This is a genomic window from Amycolatopsis sp. WAC 04197, assembly GCF_003947475.1.
In the GTDB taxonomy this organism is placed as follows: domain Bacteria; phylum Actinomycetota; class Actinomycetes; order Mycobacteriales; family Pseudonocardiaceae; genus Amycolatopsis; species Amycolatopsis japonica.
The window spans coordinates 602,273-617,593 of record NZ_QHJK01000007.1 but is presented as its reverse complement, the minus strand read 5'-3'; the positions used below and the strand labels follow the sequence as shown (position 1 = coordinate 617,593).

15 protein-coding genes are annotated in these 15,321 nt (G+C 68.0%); 7 read left to right on the top strand and 8 right to left on the bottom strand.

Going from position 1 to position 15,321, the window contains the following annotated elements; translation table 11 throughout:
• Nucleotides 1–183: 183 nt before the first annotated feature.
• Nucleotides 184–2,670 (bottom strand): DNA topoisomerase (ATP-hydrolyzing) subunit A, encoded by a 2,487-nt coding sequence (locus DMC64_RS26705; protein WP_125735745.1) that lies wholly within the window; start codon nucleotides 2,668–2,670, stop codon nucleotides 184–186.
• A 29-nt stretch (nucleotides 2,671–2,699) separates the two neighbouring features.
• Nucleotides 2,700–4,751, bottom strand: coding sequence for a type IIA DNA topoisomerase subunit B (locus tag DMC64_RS26700; RefSeq protein WP_037346037.1), 2,052 nt, complete (start codon nucleotides 4,749–4,751; stop codon nucleotides 2,700–2,702).
• A 230-nt stretch (nucleotides 4,752–4,981) separates the two neighbouring features.
• Here DMC64_RS26700 and DMC64_RS26695 point away from each other — a divergent pair, with 230 nt between their 5' ends.
• Nucleotides 4,982–5,923, top strand: a complete 942-nt coding sequence (locus DMC64_RS26695) for a hypothetical protein (RefSeq protein WP_233629821.1) — start codon at nucleotides 4,982–4,984, stop codon at nucleotides 5,921–5,923.
• On the opposite strand, the gene DMC64_RS26690 is transcribed toward DMC64_RS26695, so the two are convergent.
• Nucleotides 5,907–7,328: a glycoside hydrolase family 76 protein gene (locus DMC64_RS26690; protein ID WP_199755095.1), complete on the bottom strand. Its 1,422-nt coding sequence runs from the start codon at nucleotides 7,326–7,328 to the stop codon at nucleotides 5,907–5,909. The genes DMC64_RS26695 and DMC64_RS26690 overlap by 17 nt on opposite strands.
• Before the next feature lie 135 nt (nucleotides 7,329–7,463).
• Here DMC64_RS26690 and DMC64_RS26685 point away from each other — a divergent pair, with 135 nt between their 5' ends.
• Nucleotides 7,464–8,537: an LLM class flavin-dependent oxidoreductase gene (locus DMC64_RS26685; RefSeq protein ID WP_037346041.1), complete on the top strand. Its 1,074-nt coding sequence runs from the start codon at nucleotides 7,464–7,466 to the stop codon at nucleotides 8,535–8,537.
• Nucleotides 8,534–9,115 carry an FMN reductase gene (locus DMC64_RS26680; RefSeq protein WP_125735742.1) on the top strand — a complete coding sequence of 194 codons (582 nt, stop codon included), beginning with the start codon at nucleotides 8,534–8,536 and terminating at the stop codon, nucleotides 9,113–9,115. Before DMC64_RS26685 ends, DMC64_RS26680 begins: the two co-directional genes overlap by 4 nt.
• Nucleotides 9,116–9,322: 207 nt before the next feature.
• Here the strand turns inward: DMC64_RS26680 and DMC64_RS26675 are convergent, their stop codons facing one another.
• Nucleotides 9,323–9,664: a YciI family protein gene (locus DMC64_RS26675; protein ID WP_037346043.1), complete on the bottom strand. Its 342-nt coding sequence runs from the start codon at nucleotides 9,662–9,664 to the stop codon at nucleotides 9,323–9,325.
• Between the two features lie 129 nt (nucleotides 9,665–9,793).
• On the opposite strand from DMC64_RS26675, the gene DMC64_RS26670 reads away from it, so the two are divergent.
• From DMC64_RS26670 to DMC64_RS26660, 3 genes are all read left to right on the top strand, one after another.
• A complete protein-coding gene (locus tag DMC64_RS26670; RefSeq protein WP_037346915.1) occupies nucleotides 9,794–10,207 on the top strand; it encodes a PGPGW domain-containing protein in 414 nt (137 codons plus the stop codon).
• A gap of 29 nt (nucleotides 10,208–10,236) precedes the next feature.
• Nucleotides 10,237–10,905, top strand: coding sequence for a TetR family transcriptional regulator (locus DMC64_RS26665; RefSeq protein ID WP_370324822.1), 669 nt, complete (start codon nucleotides 10,237–10,239; stop codon nucleotides 10,903–10,905).
• Nucleotides 10,906–10,991: 86 nt separating this feature from the next.
• The gene (locus tag DMC64_RS26660; protein ID WP_125735740.1) at nucleotides 10,992–11,849 is read left to right on the top strand and encodes an aldo/keto reductase family oxidoreductase; all 858 of its coding nucleotides are present in this window, start codon (nucleotides 10,992–10,994) and stop codon (nucleotides 11,847–11,849) included.
• Between the two features lie 59 nt (nucleotides 11,850–11,908).
• Here DMC64_RS26660 and DMC64_RS26655 read toward each other — a convergent pair whose 3' ends face one another.
• Nucleotides 11,909–12,733, bottom strand: a complete 825-nt coding sequence (locus DMC64_RS26655; RefSeq protein ID WP_125735739.1) for an ABC transporter permease — start codon at nucleotides 12,731–12,733, stop codon at nucleotides 11,909–11,911.
• On the bottom strand, nucleotides 12,723–13,619 hold the full coding sequence (locus DMC64_RS26650) for an ABC transporter ATP-binding protein (protein WP_125735738.1): 897 nt from the start codon (nucleotides 13,617–13,619) through the stop codon (nucleotides 12,723–12,725). The genes DMC64_RS26655 and DMC64_RS26650 overlap by 11 nt, the downstream gene beginning before the upstream one ends.
• Nucleotides 13,620–13,775: 156 nt before the next feature.
• Between DMC64_RS26650 and DMC64_RS26645 the strand changes: the two genes are divergently transcribed.
• A complete protein-coding gene (locus tag DMC64_RS26645) occupies nucleotides 13,776–14,234 on the top strand; it encodes a membrane protein (protein WP_037346056.1) in 459 nt (152 codons plus the stop codon).
• 39 nt (nucleotides 14,235–14,273) lie between these two features.
• Here the strand turns inward: DMC64_RS26645 and DMC64_RS26640 are convergent, their stop codons facing one another.
• A complete protein-coding gene (locus tag DMC64_RS26640) occupies nucleotides 14,274–14,576 on the bottom strand; it encodes a hypothetical protein (protein ID WP_233629820.1) in 303 nt (100 codons plus the stop codon).
• A gap of 37 nt (nucleotides 14,577–14,613) precedes the next feature.
• Nucleotides 14,614–15,246 (bottom strand): hypothetical protein, encoded by a 633-nt coding sequence (locus tag DMC64_RS26635; protein WP_125735736.1) that lies wholly within the window; start codon nucleotides 15,244–15,246, stop codon nucleotides 14,614–14,616.
• Between the last annotated feature and the right edge of the window lie 75 nt (nucleotides 15,247–15,321).

Here is a 15,321-nt window from a genome sequence, read left to right as displayed (position 1 = left end):
ACCACGCAGGGGTCCGGCTCCCCGACGGACGACTCGCGTGATCGGGCGGACGACACGCGTGATCAGACGGACGACACGCGTGATTGGAGGCGGAACTCGCGTGATGGAGGTCGGAACTCGCGTGTTTGGGGGCGTTCCGGCTCCAAACACGCGAGTTCCGCGCCCGATAACGTGAGTGCGGGGTCAATCGCGTTCGATCAGGTGACCGACGACCTCCGGGCCGGGGTGGGCGTGGCCGGAGCCGTCGCGGCGGAGGTCGACTTCGGGGAGTTCCACCGGGTCGCCGTTGCGGGCGGCACCGGCGGGGCGCGGGCCGATCCAGCCGACGATCAGCCGCGTTTCGCCCTTGAGGAACCGCTGCGCCCGGACGCCGCCGGTCGCGCGGCCCTTGGCCGGGTACTCGCTGAACGGGGTCACTTTCACGCTCGCGCCGGTCGCGGTGACGACCATCGGCTCGCCGTGTTCGGCGTCATCGGTGCGGATCGCGCCGAAGAAGACCACTTCCGCCTCGCCGCGCACGGCGATGCCCGCCATGCCACCGCCCTTGAGACCTTGCGGCCGCACGAGCGAAGCGGCGTAGCGCAGCAGTGACGCTTCGGACGACAGGAACGCCAGCGTCTCGTTGCCGTCGGTGAGCCAGGTGGCGCCGACGACCTCATCGCCGTCCTTCAGGCTGATCACGTCGAACTCGTCGGAACGGACCGGCCATTCCGGCGCGCACACCTTCACGACACCGTGCTTCGTGCCGAGCGCGAGGCCGGGGGAGCCGGCGGCCTGTTCGCCGAGCGGGGCCAGGCCGATGACGCGCTCGCCCTTCTCCAACGGCACCAGTTCCTTCGCGGCCATCCCGCCGCGAAGCGACACCGTGCCCGCTTGCTCGGGCAGCACCGGCAGCGGCAGCACGTCGGTCTTGAACGCGCGGCCGCGGTTGGTCACCAGCAGCACCTGCCCGCGGGCGGTCGAATGGACCACCGCGGCCACCGAGTCGTGTTTGACGCGGCCGTTGCGGCGCCGCACTTCCGACGCCTCCTCCGATTCCGCGGCCGTCCGCGCGACCAGCCCGGTGGCCGACAGGATCACCTGACACGGATCGTCGGCGACCTCCAGCGGACCCGACGGCTTCGACGCGGCGAGGACCTCCTTGAGGTCGCCGTCGATCAGCGCGGTGCGGCGCTCGGTCGGGTGGTCCTTGGCGATCTTGGCCAGTTCGGCCGAGACGACCTTCTTCAGCACCGACTCGTCGTCGAGGATCTTCGACAGCTCGGCGATCTCCTCGCGCAGCTTGTCCTGCTCGGATTCGAGCTCGATCCGGTCGTACTTCGTGAGCCGCCGCAGCGGGGTGTCCAGGATGTAGGTCGCCTGGATCTCCGAGAGCTTGAACCGCTTCATCAGGCCGTCCTTCGCGGCCGCGGCGTTCTCGCTCTCGCGGATCAGCTTGATCACCTTGTCGATGTTGAGCAGGGCGATCAGCAGACCGTCGACCAGGTGCAGCCGCTCTTCGCGTTTGCGGCGCCGGAAGCGGGTGCGGCGGGTGACGACCTCGTAGCGGTGGCTGAGGAAGACCTCCAGCAGCGCCTTGAGCCCCAGCGTCTGCGGCTGCCCGTCCACCAGCACCAGGTTGTTGATGCCGAACGACTGCTCCAGCGGCGTGAGCCGGTACAGATCCGCCAGCAGCGCCTGCGGGTTCACGCCGACCTTGCATTCGATGACCAGCCGCGTGCCGTTCTCGCGGTCGGTGAGGTCCTTGACGTCGGCGATGCCGGTGAGCCGCTTGGACTTGTTGACCTCGTCGGTGATCTTCTCGATCACCTTCTCCGGGCCGACGCCGTACGGCAGTTCGGTGATGGTGATGGCCTGACGGCCGCGGCTGCCCTCCAGTGGCCCGGTCTCGGCGCTGGCGCGCATGCGCACCACCCCGCGGCCGGTCTCGTACGCGCGGCGGACCTCGTCCAGCCCCAGCAGCGAACCGCCGGTCGGCAGGTCGGGACCCGGGACGTACTCCATCAGCTTGTCCAGCGTGGCGTTCGGGTGGTTGATCAGCCACCGCGCCGCGCCGATGACCTCGGACAGGTTGTGCGGGATCATGTTGGTCGCCATCCCGACCGCGATCCCGGAAGTGCCGTTGACCAGCAGGTTCGGGAACGCCGCGGGCAGCACGGACGGCTCTTCGAGCGAGCCGTCGTAGTTCGGCCGGAAGTCGACGGTGTCCTCACCGAGCTCACCGACCAGCAACATCGCCTCGGGGGAGAGCCGCGCCTCGGTGTACCGCGAGGCGGCCGGGCCGTCGTCGGGGGAGCCGAAGTTGCCGTGCCCGTCGACCAGCGGGACGTTGAGCGAGAAGTCCTGCGCGAGCCGGACCATGGCGTCGTAGATCGCCGTGTCGCCGTGCGGGTGGTACTTGCCCATCACGTCGCCGACCACGCGGGACGACTTCACGTACGCGTGCGTCGGCCGGTAGCCGTTCTCGTTCATCGAGTACATGATCCGGCGGTGCACCGGCTTCAGCCCGTCCCGCGCGTCCGGGAGCGCCCGCGAGTGGATGACCGAATACGCGTACTCCAGGTACGAATCCTCGATCTCCGTCTTCAGCGAGTTGTCGAAGACGTTCGCGCCTGGTTTGTCGAACGCTGACGGGTCGACCTTGGTCGTGGTGCCCTTACGGCGTGCCATTGCTCAAAGCTCCTTGAATAGCAACGAAATCAGGCGTCGATGGCTTCGCGGTCGACCCGGTCGGAGGATTCGACCAGCCAGTTGCGGCGCGGCTCGACCTTCTCGCCCATCAACAGTTCGAGCGCGTTCTCCGCGGCTTCGACGTCGTCGAGGGTGATGCGGCGGACCGAGCGGGTGGCCGGGTTCATCGTGGTGTCCCACAGTTCGTCGGCGTCCATCTCGCCGAGCCCCTTGAACCGCGGCACCGGTGTGACGATCTGCTTGCCGGCGCGTTCCAGCTCCGCGAACTTGGTCTCCATCTCCTTCTGGGTGAAGGTGAAGTGGGTTTCCGGGTTGCGGCCCTTGGTGACCAGTTTGTGCAGCGGCGGCATCGCGGCGTAGAGCCTGCCGTCCTCGATGACCGGCCGCATGTACTTGGCGAACAGCGTGATCAGCAGCGTGCGGATATGCGAACCGTCGACGTCCGCGTCGGCCATCAGGATCACCCGGCCGTAGCGCATGGTCGACAGATCGAACGTGCGCCCGCTGCCCGCGCCGAGCACCTGCACGATGGAGGCGATCTCGGCGTTCTTCAAGGTGTCGCCGAGCGACGCCTTCTGGACGTTGAGGATCTTGCCGCGCAAGGGAAGCAGCGCCTGGTACTCCGAAACGCGCGCCATCCGCGCCGAACCGAGGGCGCTGTCACCCTCGACGAGGAACAGCTCACTGCGGGAGACGCCGGTGGTGCGGCAGTCGACCAGCTTCGGCGGCATCGCCGCGCCTTCGAGCGCGGTCTTGCGCCGGGCCGCGTCCTTCTGCTGCTTCTGGGTGAGCCGGACGCGTGCCGCGTCGACCACCTTCTGCAGCACGATCTTCGCCTCGGACTTGGTCTTGCGCTCTTCGGTCCAGGAGCGGATGTGCTTGTCGACGATGCCCTGGATGACGCGGGTGATGCCGGCGGTGGACAGCTCGTCCTTGGTCTGCGAGGTGAACTGCGGCTCCGGCAGCCGGACGTGGACGACCGCCGTCATCCCTTCGAGCACGTCCTCGACGGTCGGCATGTCCTCCTTGGGCTTGAGCAGCCCGCGGGTTTTGGAAATGGCGTCCTGCAAGGCTTTCAGCACCGCGCGGTCGAAACCGCGGCGATGGGTGCCGCCGTGCACGTTGCGGATGGTGTTGGTGAAGCACTCCACCGTGCGCTCGTAGCCGGTGCCCCAGCGCAGCGCGACCTCGACCTCGGCGTGACGCACCACATTGGACTGCATGACACCGCTGGCGTCGGCCGCGTTCTCCTTGTACGTGCCTTCGCCGTTGATGATCAGCGTGCCGCAGACGGGTTTCTCGCTGTCCGGGGCGAGGAAGTCGACCATGTCGGCGAGGCCGTTGGGGAAGTGGAAGGTCTCTTCGCTGATCGAGTCGTCGACGGCGGTGCGCAGCACGTACGTGACGCCGGGGACCAGGAACGCGGTGTTGCGCATCTTCGCGCGGACACCCTCGACGTCGAGCGCGGCGCCGCTCTCGAAGTAGCGCGAGTCGTACCAGTAGCGGATCGACGTGCCGGAGCGCTCGCCGCGCTTCATCTTGCCGGTGACGTTCAGCCCGGACTTGCGGGTGAACTTGGCCTTCGGGCCGGGCCCGTCGAACACGCCGGGGACGCCGTGCGCGAACGACATCTGGTGGACCTTGCCGCTCTGCTTCACCGTGACGTCGAAGCGGTGCGACAGCGCGTTCACCGCCGAGGCGCCGACACCGTGCAGACCGCCGGAGGTCTTGTAGCCCGAACCGCCGAACTTGCCGCCCGCGTGCAGCCTGGTCAGCACCAGCTCGACACCGGACAAACCGGATTTGGCGTGCGTTCCGGTGGGGATGCCGCGGCCGTCGTCGTCGACCTGGACGCTGCCGTCGGCGTGCAGGGTGACCACGATCTTCGTGGCGTGACCCGCCACGCCCTCGTCGGTCGAGTTGTCCACGACCTCGGAGAACAGGTGGTTGATGCCGCGGCTGTCGGTGGAGCCGATGTACATACCGGGGCGCTTGCGGACCGCTTCCAGACCCTCGAGATGCGTCAGGTCGTCGGCCCCGTACAGGGTCTCAGCAGTCACTGGGTACTTCTCCTGGAGTCGTGGCTCGCGAACTAGCTCGTGGAGGTGGTGTTCAACGCGACACCGTACTGGAGGATATCCGTCCCCTCCGACAGCTTCGTTCTCCCGAGCCCCGCGTGTGGCGCATCACCCTGTCCCGATGGGCGGGTCACGGCTGGGGAAAGCGACTTCCTCAAGGCTCGGATGAGGCGTTATCGTTTCCGGTGTCACAGGGTGACGGGGGGAACAAGGTGGCCGTCGGAACCGGTCCCACACGCGTCTCGACCGCACAACGCGTCGTGAGTCTCTGGTATTTCGTGGTGGTCATCGGGTCGTTCGGGATGCTCGCGCCGATACCGGTCGCGCACGCCGCGATCCGGCTTCGGCGAGGGATCCTCTGGCTGTTCGTGCTGGGTTACGGCGGCATCGCCGTCGCGATGACCTTCCTGCTGGAGCGGGCGGCGGCGGAGGGCGAGTCGGAGGCGATGCTGTCGTTCGCCTGGCTCTTCGGCACGATCCTGTTCGTCACCGCGACCTGTGTCCACCTCGCGCGGTTGCGGACGAAGATCCTCTACCCGCCGCCGGCGGCGTGGGTCGAGTCCGGCATGCACTGCGGGCTGTTCTCGATCGACATCTCCGGGTTCGGCCAGGTCGGCCGCAGCAGCGAGATCTTCGTCCAGGTCCGGCGGATGCTCTTCGGCGTTCTCTCCACCGCCTTCGAAGCCAGCGGGATCGCCTGGGAGGCGTGCCTGAAGCGCGACACCGGGGACGGCATGATCGTCGTGGTCCCGCCGCATTTCCCGAAGTTCCGCCTGGTGTACCCGTTGCTCTCACGGCTGACCGCGGAACTGGCCCGGTACAACGTCGTCACCGAGCAGGCGCTGCGGATCCGGGTCCGGGTGGCGATCCACGCCGGCGAGATCGCACTCGACGAGTACGGCGTGACGGGGCGGCCGAAGGTGCTGCTCGCCCGGCTGCTGGACTCGCGCGTGCTGCGGGACGCGCTCGCCGAAGCGCCGGACGAGTCGCCCGTGGTGGTGCTCGTGTCGGACCGGTTCCACGAGGACGTCCAGGACCAGGGCGGCCCCGGTCTCGACACGATGAGCTACCGGCAGGTGCTCGTGCACGAGAAGGAGACCGAGGTCCGCGCCTGGCTGCACGTCCCGGATCCGGTTCTCAGAGAGCTGCGGTGAGGACCTCCAGCGCGCTGTGCTGACGGGCGGCGTCGACCTTGTCGACCGGTCCCGCCCAGCGCAGGCCGTGCTGATCGAGCGACGTGCGGTTGTTCGCGATCGTCGAGTTCGCTTGGCGCGTCAGGTAAGCACGGTACGGCCTGCCCGCCAGCGCCCGGTCGAGCTCGCCGAGCCCCCTGGCGTACGCGCCCTTGAACGACGGCCCGTCGGCGCCGCAGTCGCCGGACTCGCACGGATCGCGCAGGATCCCGTTCGAGTGCAGGAGCGACGTCGTGGTGGAGGCGTCCGCGAGCCGCCGGGCCGTGGTGAGCAGGGCGGCGTCACCGGTCGCGCGCTGAAGTTCGACCAGCGCGCCGAGGACGATGCCCTGGTTGTAACTCCAGACGGCCTGGCCGTTGTTGGCGCAGGAGGCGTTCAGGCCGTCGTTGATCAGGGCGCTTCCGTTGATCATGCCGCTCGCGCGGAACCAGTCCCAGACCTCGCGTGCCCGCGCGAGCTGACGTGTGTCGCCGGGGATCCGGTTGTGCAGTGACGCGGCCACCTTGACGTACAACTCGTTGGTGACGGCGTTCTTGTACGTCTTCGCCGTCGACCACCAGAGTCCGCCGCCGCAGGTCCCGTCGCGGTAGGAATACATGTAGTCCGCCGCGATGACGGCGGTGTCGAGGTAGCGGCGGTCCTTCGTGAGGTCGTAGGCGCGGATCCAGGCGAGCGCCCACCAGCCGGTGTCGTCGATGTATTCGTTCGTGAAGTTGTCGCCGCGGTTGCGGTCGAACGTGTTTCCGATGGCGTAGCGGTAGTTCTGCGAACCGGTTCGCGTGCTGTAGTCGAGGATCGCGGTGAGCGCGTTCGCCGAGTTCCACCAGCCCGTGGTCGGCCAGAGTCCGGTGCCGTTGTCGTAGAACTGCATGAGCGCGGTGGCCGCGGCTTCGGCGCGGTCCTTGGCGGCGACCGTGGTGCGGAACCACGGCGTGCACGCGATTTCCGGCCGGTTGCCCGCCTTCCCGCAGGCGCGCAGGGCGCCGAAGCGGTGGGTGGCGGGGTCGTCGACGTTGAACATCAGGGTGCGCCAGCCGCGTTGGCCGTCGGGGATCTTCGTGTCGCCGATCCGGCTGTCGGCCGCCCAGGTGCGGCCGCCGTCGAAGGAGCGGTCGAGCCAGACTTCGTCGCCGGGGTCGCCGTTCGCGATGCTGCCCCAGCCCATGTTGTCGCCGTCTGAGAGGTGCAACGTGATGGCGCGACCCCAGACGGAGGCCGTGCCGGGTCTTCTTTCGCCGACGGCCAAAGCGGGGTCGCGGCTGTCGCAGTACTTGGCGCAGATCGTCGCCTGGACGGTGGGTTCGGGAGTGGTGGCCGGCGTGAGAGCGAATGTCAACGTTGTCACAAGCAGGGAGGTGAGCCACATGGATTCGAGTGTGGGGGCGGTCACTTTCCGGGCCGATCAAGTCACCCTTTCAGCCCGCGTCGATGGTCTGGAATACTTCTCGCGTGCGTGAAGTTGAACGCTCAAGCAACGTAACCCCGGCCTAGGGAGCAGGTCATGCAGTTCGGAATCTTCACGGTGGGCGATGTGACGACCGACCCGACCACCGGGGAGGCGCCCAGCGAGTACGAGCGGATCAAGGCGATGGTGCGGATCGCGCTCAAGGCCGAAGAGGTCGGCCTCGACGTCTTCGCGACCGGCGAGCACCACAACCCGCCCTTCGTGCCTTCGTCGCCGACGACGATGCTCGGCTACATCGCCGCGCAGACGTCGAAGATCATCCTTTCCACCTCGACCACGCTGATCACCACGAACGACCCGGTGAAGATCGCCGAGGACTTCGCGATGCTGCAGCACCTCGCCGACGGCCGCGTCGACCTGATGATGGGGCGCGGCAACACCGGCCCGGTGTACCCGTGGTTCGGGCAGGACATCCGGCAGGGGATCCCGCTGGCCATCGAGAACTACCACCTGCTGCACCGGTTGTGGCGCGAGGACGTGGTCAGCTGGTCCGGGAAGTTCCGGACGCCGCTGCAGGAGTTCACCTCGACCCCGCGTCCGCTGGACGGTGTCCCGCCGTTCGTCTGGCACGGCTCGATCCGGAGCCCGGAGATCGCGGAACAGGCCGCCTATTACGGCGACGGGTTCTTCGCGAACCACATCTTCTGGCCGAAGGAGCACTTCCAGGCGCTGATCAACCTTTACCGGGAGCGGTACGAGCACTACGGGCACGGCAAGGCGGACCAGGCCATCGTCGGACTGGGCGGACAGGTGTTCCTGCGGCCCAAGTCGCAGGACGCGGTGCGGGAGTTCCGGCCGTACTTCGACAACGCGCCGGTGTACGGGCACGGGCCGTCGCTGGAGGAGTTCACCGAGCAGACGCCGCTGACCGTCGGCAGCCCGCAAGAGGTGATCGACAAGACCCTGAGCTTCCGTGAGCACTTCGGCGACTACCAGCGTCAGCTGTTCCTGATGGACCACGCCGGCTTGCCGCTGAAGACCGTGCTGGAACAGCTCGACCTCCTGGGCGAGCACGTGATCCCGGTGCTGCGCAAGGAACTCGACTCGCTTCGGCCGGCACACGTGCCCGAGGCCCCTACGCACGCTTCTCGTCTGGAGGTCCTGGCATGACCACGATCGCTGTCGTCACCGCGGGGTTGAGTCAGCCGTCCTCGACGCGGCTGCTCGCCGACAAACTCGCCGCTGCGGTTTCCGGCGCGCTGCCGGACGTGAAGATCGAGGTGATCGAACTCCGCGATCTGGCCGTCGACGTCACGAAGAACATGCTGACCGGGTTTCCTTCCCCGGCCCTGCGGACGGCCATCGACACGGTGACCACCGCGGACGCCCTGATCGCCGTGACACCGGTGTTCACCGCGTCGTACAGCGGGCTGTTCAAGTCGTTCTTCGACGTGCTGGACCACAAGGCGCTCGACGGGAAGCCGGTGCTGATCGGTGCCACCGGCGGGACCGAACGGCACTCGCTGGTGCTCGACTTCGCGCTGCGTCCGCTCTTCGCCTACCTTCGCGCCGAGCCTGTCGCGACGGCGGTGTACGCGGCTTCGTCGGACTGGGCGTCTCCGGGCGACCTCGACAAGCGGGCGTCGCGGGCCGGGCGGGAGCTCGCTTCGCGGCTGTCTTCGGATTCGCCGGCCGGGGCTCCGGAGAGCGGGTTCGTGCCGTTCGAGCAGCTGCTGGCCGGTGGGTGAGCAAGGGACCTTTGCTCTCACGGGGCGCGTTCAGGGTTCGACTGTGTGGATTTTGGGGCGTTGGATGACCAGAAATCCACACAGTCCCTCCGCGACCGGTCCTGTCACGACGGGGTGTGTGGAGATAGGGACGTTGAATGTCCCCATATCCACACACCCCTCACTCGTGGTGACATTCACACCCGCCGACTACGTCACGAGGCGCGTTCAGGGGGTCGGCCAGACCGGCCGGATCTCGATGGTCGCGAACTTCGCGACCGGATGCTTCGCCACGACCTCGATCGCCTCGTCGAGATCGGCGCATTCGATCAGGTCGTAACCGAGGATCTGTTCCTTCGTCTCCGCGAACGGCCCGTCCGAGACGAGCAGTTCGCCGTCGCGGTGGCGCACGGTGGTCGCGGTGGCCGCCGACCGGAGCCTGCTGCCGGACAGCCGCACTCCGCGAGCGGTCATCTCGTCGACCCATTCCTGGGTCCGCGCGTCCAGCGGGTCTTCGCAGTCGTCCGCGCCGGGGAACGGCGTCCCGCAGATCAGCAACATGTAGCGCATCGGTCCTCCTTCGGTCGATCAGTTCATCACCCCGACGAACGGTCTCCTCCGAAACAGACCGTCATGACCAGCGCCTTCCCGTCCCGACCGGCACAATCGACGGAAAGGGACGACGGCGAGGAGACGACGGTGGGCATCGGAAAACCCGTGAAGCAGGCCCTCATCCTGATCGCGGGCATCATCCTGCTGGCGGTCGGTATCGCTCTGCTCGTGCTGCCCGGGCCAGGGTTGCTGCTGGTGCTCGCGGGTCTGCTCGTGCTGGCCTCGGAGTTCCCCGCGGTGGAGAAGTACGTCGATCCGATCCGCGACAGGGCGATGAAGGCGGCCGAGGACAGCGTTTCGTCCCCGCTGCGCATCGCCGGTTCGGTGCTGGCGGGGCTGGGGCTGCTGGCCGCCGGGATCGTCTGGGGCCTGGTGCCGGGGCTGCCCCTCGCGGGCTGGAGCACCGGGTCGAGCTTGATCCTTTCCGGGCTCATCCTGTTCGCGTTGCTGATCTGGAGCTACAAGCGGGTGCAGGCGCGGAGGTCCGCGAACGCCGAATAACAGCCGGGTGGTCTGGTACCGTGCGCCGCGTGGCACCCGACTTCCAGCGCGCACGGCGGCCGGAACAGGTCGAGGCCCGGCGCGCGGCGATCCTCGGCGTGGCGCGCGAACTCCTGGCCGAGCGGCCCGTCTCCCGGATCAGCCTGCGGGAACTGAGCGATCGGGTGGGCCTGGCGAAGTCGAACGTGCTGCGGTACTTCGACAGCCGGGAGGCGATTTTCCTCGAGGTCTTGGACTCGGTCTGGGTCTCGTGGCTCGACGAACTCGAAGGCGAGCTGAGCGCCCTCGACGGCCCCGGCTACGAGCGGGTCGCCACCGTCATCGCGACGTCGATCTCGCGGCAGCGCCTGCTCTGCGAGCTGATCAGCACGATGGCCGCCGTGCTGGAACGCAACATCTCCGTCGAGACCGCGCGGACGTTCAAGACGCGGGCCGGCGAACGGACCGAACGGCTCGCCGACATCGTCCGCACTCAAGTCGCGTTGGACGGCGAAGCGGCAGGCTACTTCGCGAAGGCCGTCTTCATCCTCGTCGCTGGACTGTGGCCCTACGCGAACCCAGGAGAGGCCGTGGCGACGGTCCTGGCCGAGCGCGGAGCGCCCACCGGCCACGCGATGTTCGTCGACGGGTTGACCGAGGGGCTGGCGAACCAGCTGGTCGGCCTGGCTGTTCGCACAGGTCAGCGCCCCGAGTGGTAGCAAAGGTCCCTTGCTCCCTTCCCGCACGCGCCGGTCGGGGACAACCTGCCTAAGGTGAGCGGAACCCACTTGCACAAGGAGCGATCATGAGCCCAGGCGGCACCCACACCCTCGGCGATCTCACCGTGAGCCGGATGGGCTACGGCGCCATGCGGCTGTCCGGCCCCGGCATCTGGGGTCCGCCGAGCGACCGCGACGCCGCGATCGCGGTCCTCCGCGAGGCGGTCGAGCTGGGCGTGACCCACATCGACACGAGCGACTTCTACGGTCCGCACACGACCAACGAGCTGATCCGCGAGGCCCTGCATCCGTATCCGGACGAGCTGCACATCGTCACGAAGGTCGGCGCGAGGCGGTCTCCGGACAAGGGCTGGCCGTCGGCGCTCTCGCGCGAGGAGCTGACCTCCGCGGTCCACGACAACCTGCGCAACCTCGGCCTCGACGTCCTCGACGTGGTCAACCTGCGGCTCGCGGGGGAGCACGGCGTCTTCCCGATCCCGGTCTCGATCACGGAGCCGTTCGAGGTGCTCGCCGAGCTTCAGCAGCAGGGCCTGATCCGGCACCTCGGCCTGAGCCACGTGTCGGCGGAGCAGGTCAAGGAAGCGCGCGCCATCGCGCCGGTCGTCTGCGTGCAGAACGAGTACAACGTCGCGAACCGCGCCAACGACGGGCTCCTCGACGCCCTCGCGGCCATCAACATCCCGTTCGTGCCGTACTTCCCGCTCGGCGGGTTCACGCCGCTGCAGTCCGGCGTGCTCGACGACTGTGCCCGCCGGGTCGACGCGACGCCGATGCAGGTCGCGCTCGCGTGGCTGCTCCAGCGGTCGCCGAACATCCTGCTGATCCCGGGCACGTCCTCGCCCGCGCACCTGCGGGAGAACGTCGCCGCCGCGGACCTGGAGCTGCCCGCCGACGTCCTGGCGGATCTCGACGCCCTCGCCTAGCCGTCCGTGAAGGCCTCCTTCACTACCTTGAGGGTAGGGAAGGAGGCCTTCACGGACTTTCAGAGGACATCCCGGCGCCGCAGCAGCCAGCCGCCGAGACCGGCGAAGACCACCAGGTAGCCGGCCACCACCAGCGTCGCCTGAGAGACGCTGACGAGTTCCCCGACGCCCGGCGTCGCGCCCGAAGCACCGAGCGACGCCGCCAGCGAACCGGCGTTGGCTCCCGGCAGCGCCAGCTGAAGCGTGCCGACCCAGTCCACCAGCGGGGCCGCGACCCCGAACAGCAGGTTCTGCACCACCAGCAGCCACACCAGGCCGAGCCCGATCGGCAGCGCGACCCCGCGCATCGCGATGGCGAGCGCCGCGCCGAGTGCCGCCCAGGTCATCGCGATGAGCCAACCGGCGCCGATCCCCGTCAGCAGCGATCCGAACGACGGCCAGTTCATCGGCTCGCCCTCCGAAGAGGCGATGAGCGCGCTCGTGATCGCGCCGGTCGCGAAGCTCGCCACCACGACGGTCAGCGACGCGACGGCCAGCGCGAACAACTTTCCACTGTAGACGGTCAGCCGTGAAGGACCTTGCGTCAGAACGGTCTTCCAGGTGCTCCAGCCGTATTCGGAGCCGACGGCCAGCACCCCGAGCACGAGCAGGATCGCCCCGAGGAACACCGGCAGCCCGCCGATCGCGTTGCCGACCAGGTTGGACGGCAGGGTCGAGGCCAGTCCGCGATCGGTACCGGGGGCCCCGCTCGACGAGCCCGCCGCGCCCGCGAGCGGCAACAGATAGGTGAACGTCAGGCCGAGCACGACCGCGATCCCCAGCATGAACCAGTTCGCCGGACGCCGGACGAGTTTCGCCAGCTCGGCGGTGCAGCTACCCCACATGACCTGCCACCTCTCCGGTGAGCTCGAAGAAGACCTGTTCCAGATCCCGTTCGCGGACGTGCAGTTCACGCACCGCGATCCCTTCCGTGACGAGTTCGCGGTTCAGCCACGACGCGCGTTCCGGGTCGACGGTCAGATCGAGCCCGGTCCCGCTCTCGCGCACGTTCTCCGCGCCGATCCGTTGCCGCACCAGATCGGCGGCACGCGTGATCTCGTCGGACTCGATGTGCAGCACCGTGCCGCCGCGGAGTTCGGCGACCGTGTTCTCCGCGACCAGCCGGCCGCGGGAGACGACGCCGACGCGGTCGCAGATCTGCTGGACCTCGCCCAGCAGATGGCTCGACAGCAGTACGGTGCAGCCCTCCGCGCCGAGCCGCCGGATCAGCACCCGCATGTCGGCCATCCCGGCCGGGTCGAGCCCGTTGGTCGGCTCGTCGAGGATCAGCAGCCGCGGGTCCTTCAGCAGCGCGGCCGCGACACCGAGCCGCTGTTTCATGCCGAGTGAATAGGTGGAGTACCGGTCCTTGCCGCGATCGGCGAGGTCGACCATCGCGAGCACTTCGCCGACGCGGAGCGGGTCCGTTCCGCTGTAGCGGGCCAGTACCTTGAGATTGTCCGAGCCGGAGAGGTACGGGTAGAACCCCGGCGATTCGATCAGCGCCCCGACCCCGGCGAGGTCACCGGGCGGCCTGCCGAACAACCGGACGCTGCCGGAGGTCGGCCGGACGAGACCCAGCAGCATTCGCAACGTCGTCGTCTTGCCCGCGCCGTTCGGGCCGAGGAAACCGTAGATCTCGCCGGGCAGCACGGTCAGTTTCATCCGGTCCACGGCGAGCTGTTCGCCGTACCGTTTCGTGAGTTCGTCTGTGTCCACGGGAAGGTTCATGGTGACGAATGGTGTCGCGGGGGAGGCCTTCACCACATCCGTTCACGAGCGGCACTCCGCGTACGTCATCGGACGTAGCCGGATGGCCGGAATCCTGCGACATCTGTCGAAAACACCGGTACCGGACACCGCGGCGATGATCATAGGCTCGGTGGCGTGTCGAAAATCCTCTTGATCCTCCACGTGCTCGCCGCCGTCATCGCGGTCGGCCCGGTCACCGTCGCGGCGAGCATGTTCCCCGCCGCGGCGCGAAAAGCCTTCGCCGAACCGGGTTCCGGGCTGTCCGTGCTGCGCGCGCTCAACCGGATCTGCCGCGTCTACGCGATTTTCGGTATCGCCGTGCCGTTCTTCGGGCTGGCGACGGCGGGAAGCATGCGGGTCTTCGGCGACGCGTGGGTGATCGTGTCGATCGTGCTGACCGCCGCGGCCGCCGGTGTGCTGGCGTTGCTGGTACTGCCCGGGCAAAACGCGATCCTCGCCGCGCTGGACGCGGAGCCGCCGTCGGCGCCGGTCACCGCTGGGCGGGTGGCGATGTACACCGGGATGTTCAATCTGCTGTGGGCCGTGGTGACGGTGCTGATGATCGTTCGGCCCGGGTCGACCACCGGGGCCTGAAAAAGCCTCGTGAGTGGATGACCACTCACGAGGCTTCGGTCAGGCGCTCAGCAACTGGTTGAAGAACGACCGGTAGCGGCGAAGCGCGATCCGGAGGTCTTCGGTGGCCGGTTCGCCCTGGCTCCACGCGGATTCCAGTTCCTTCTTGTGGTCCGCGAAGGTCGTCGCCAGGTTCTGGATCACCACCGCGACGAGCTCGTCGGCTTCCTTGACCGCTCGCCGCGGATCGTCCACAAAGGCCGTCTGGATGCCTTGCCAGCTGTCGCGGAACCGCTCGACGTCGACGTTTTCGAACAGCGTCTGCGCGTCGTCTTCGTTGGTGCGCTGAGAATCGGTGGCCACCAGGTCCTCGGTGCCCAGGGGACGGCCGGTGTCGCCGTCAGTGGTCCGATCCTCGTCGGGTCGTTCCGTCGTCCCCGCCACGCGTTCCGTTGCCTCGGTTTCCAGTGGCCTGCTTTCCATGGGTTTCCGCTCCTTCGCCGGCATCGGTCAACAGATCTTCGAACACTTCGCGGTAGTGCTTCATCGCTTCCCGCAGGTCCTCTGTGGACATTTCGGAATCCCGGTGGCGCACCAGCGTGTCGTGCCCGGCGCGGTAGTGCCGCAACGCGTTGGCGTGCCGGACGGACAGATCCGCGAGCTGCTGGTCGTACCCTTCGGTCGGGTAGCCGCGCTCGGCCATCAACGAGACCAGCACCCGGTCCGCCTCGACGACGGCGCCGGACGGGCGGTCGACGAACTGTTCCTGGATCAGCGCCCATTCCTGCGCGTACCGGTCCTTTGTGGTCTCCGGCAACGGCCGGATGTCGAGATCCGAATGTCGTTTCACCCGCGACGAAAGCTCACGTTCGGCTTCTCGTGGGCTTTCGTGCTCTTTGACGGCCCGGTCGTATTCGGGTCCGAACGTCTCGCGCAATCGCCGCCTGCGCTGTCCTTCGATGACGAACCAAGCGGCCGCTCCCACCACGAGGATCGCGGCGATGACGATGATGATGACCAACCACGTGGGCATCGTTATCTCTCCTCCGGATATTCGCCGGTCATCCCCCGACAGGCGGTGAGTTCCCCGCTTTCCTGACCGGAAACC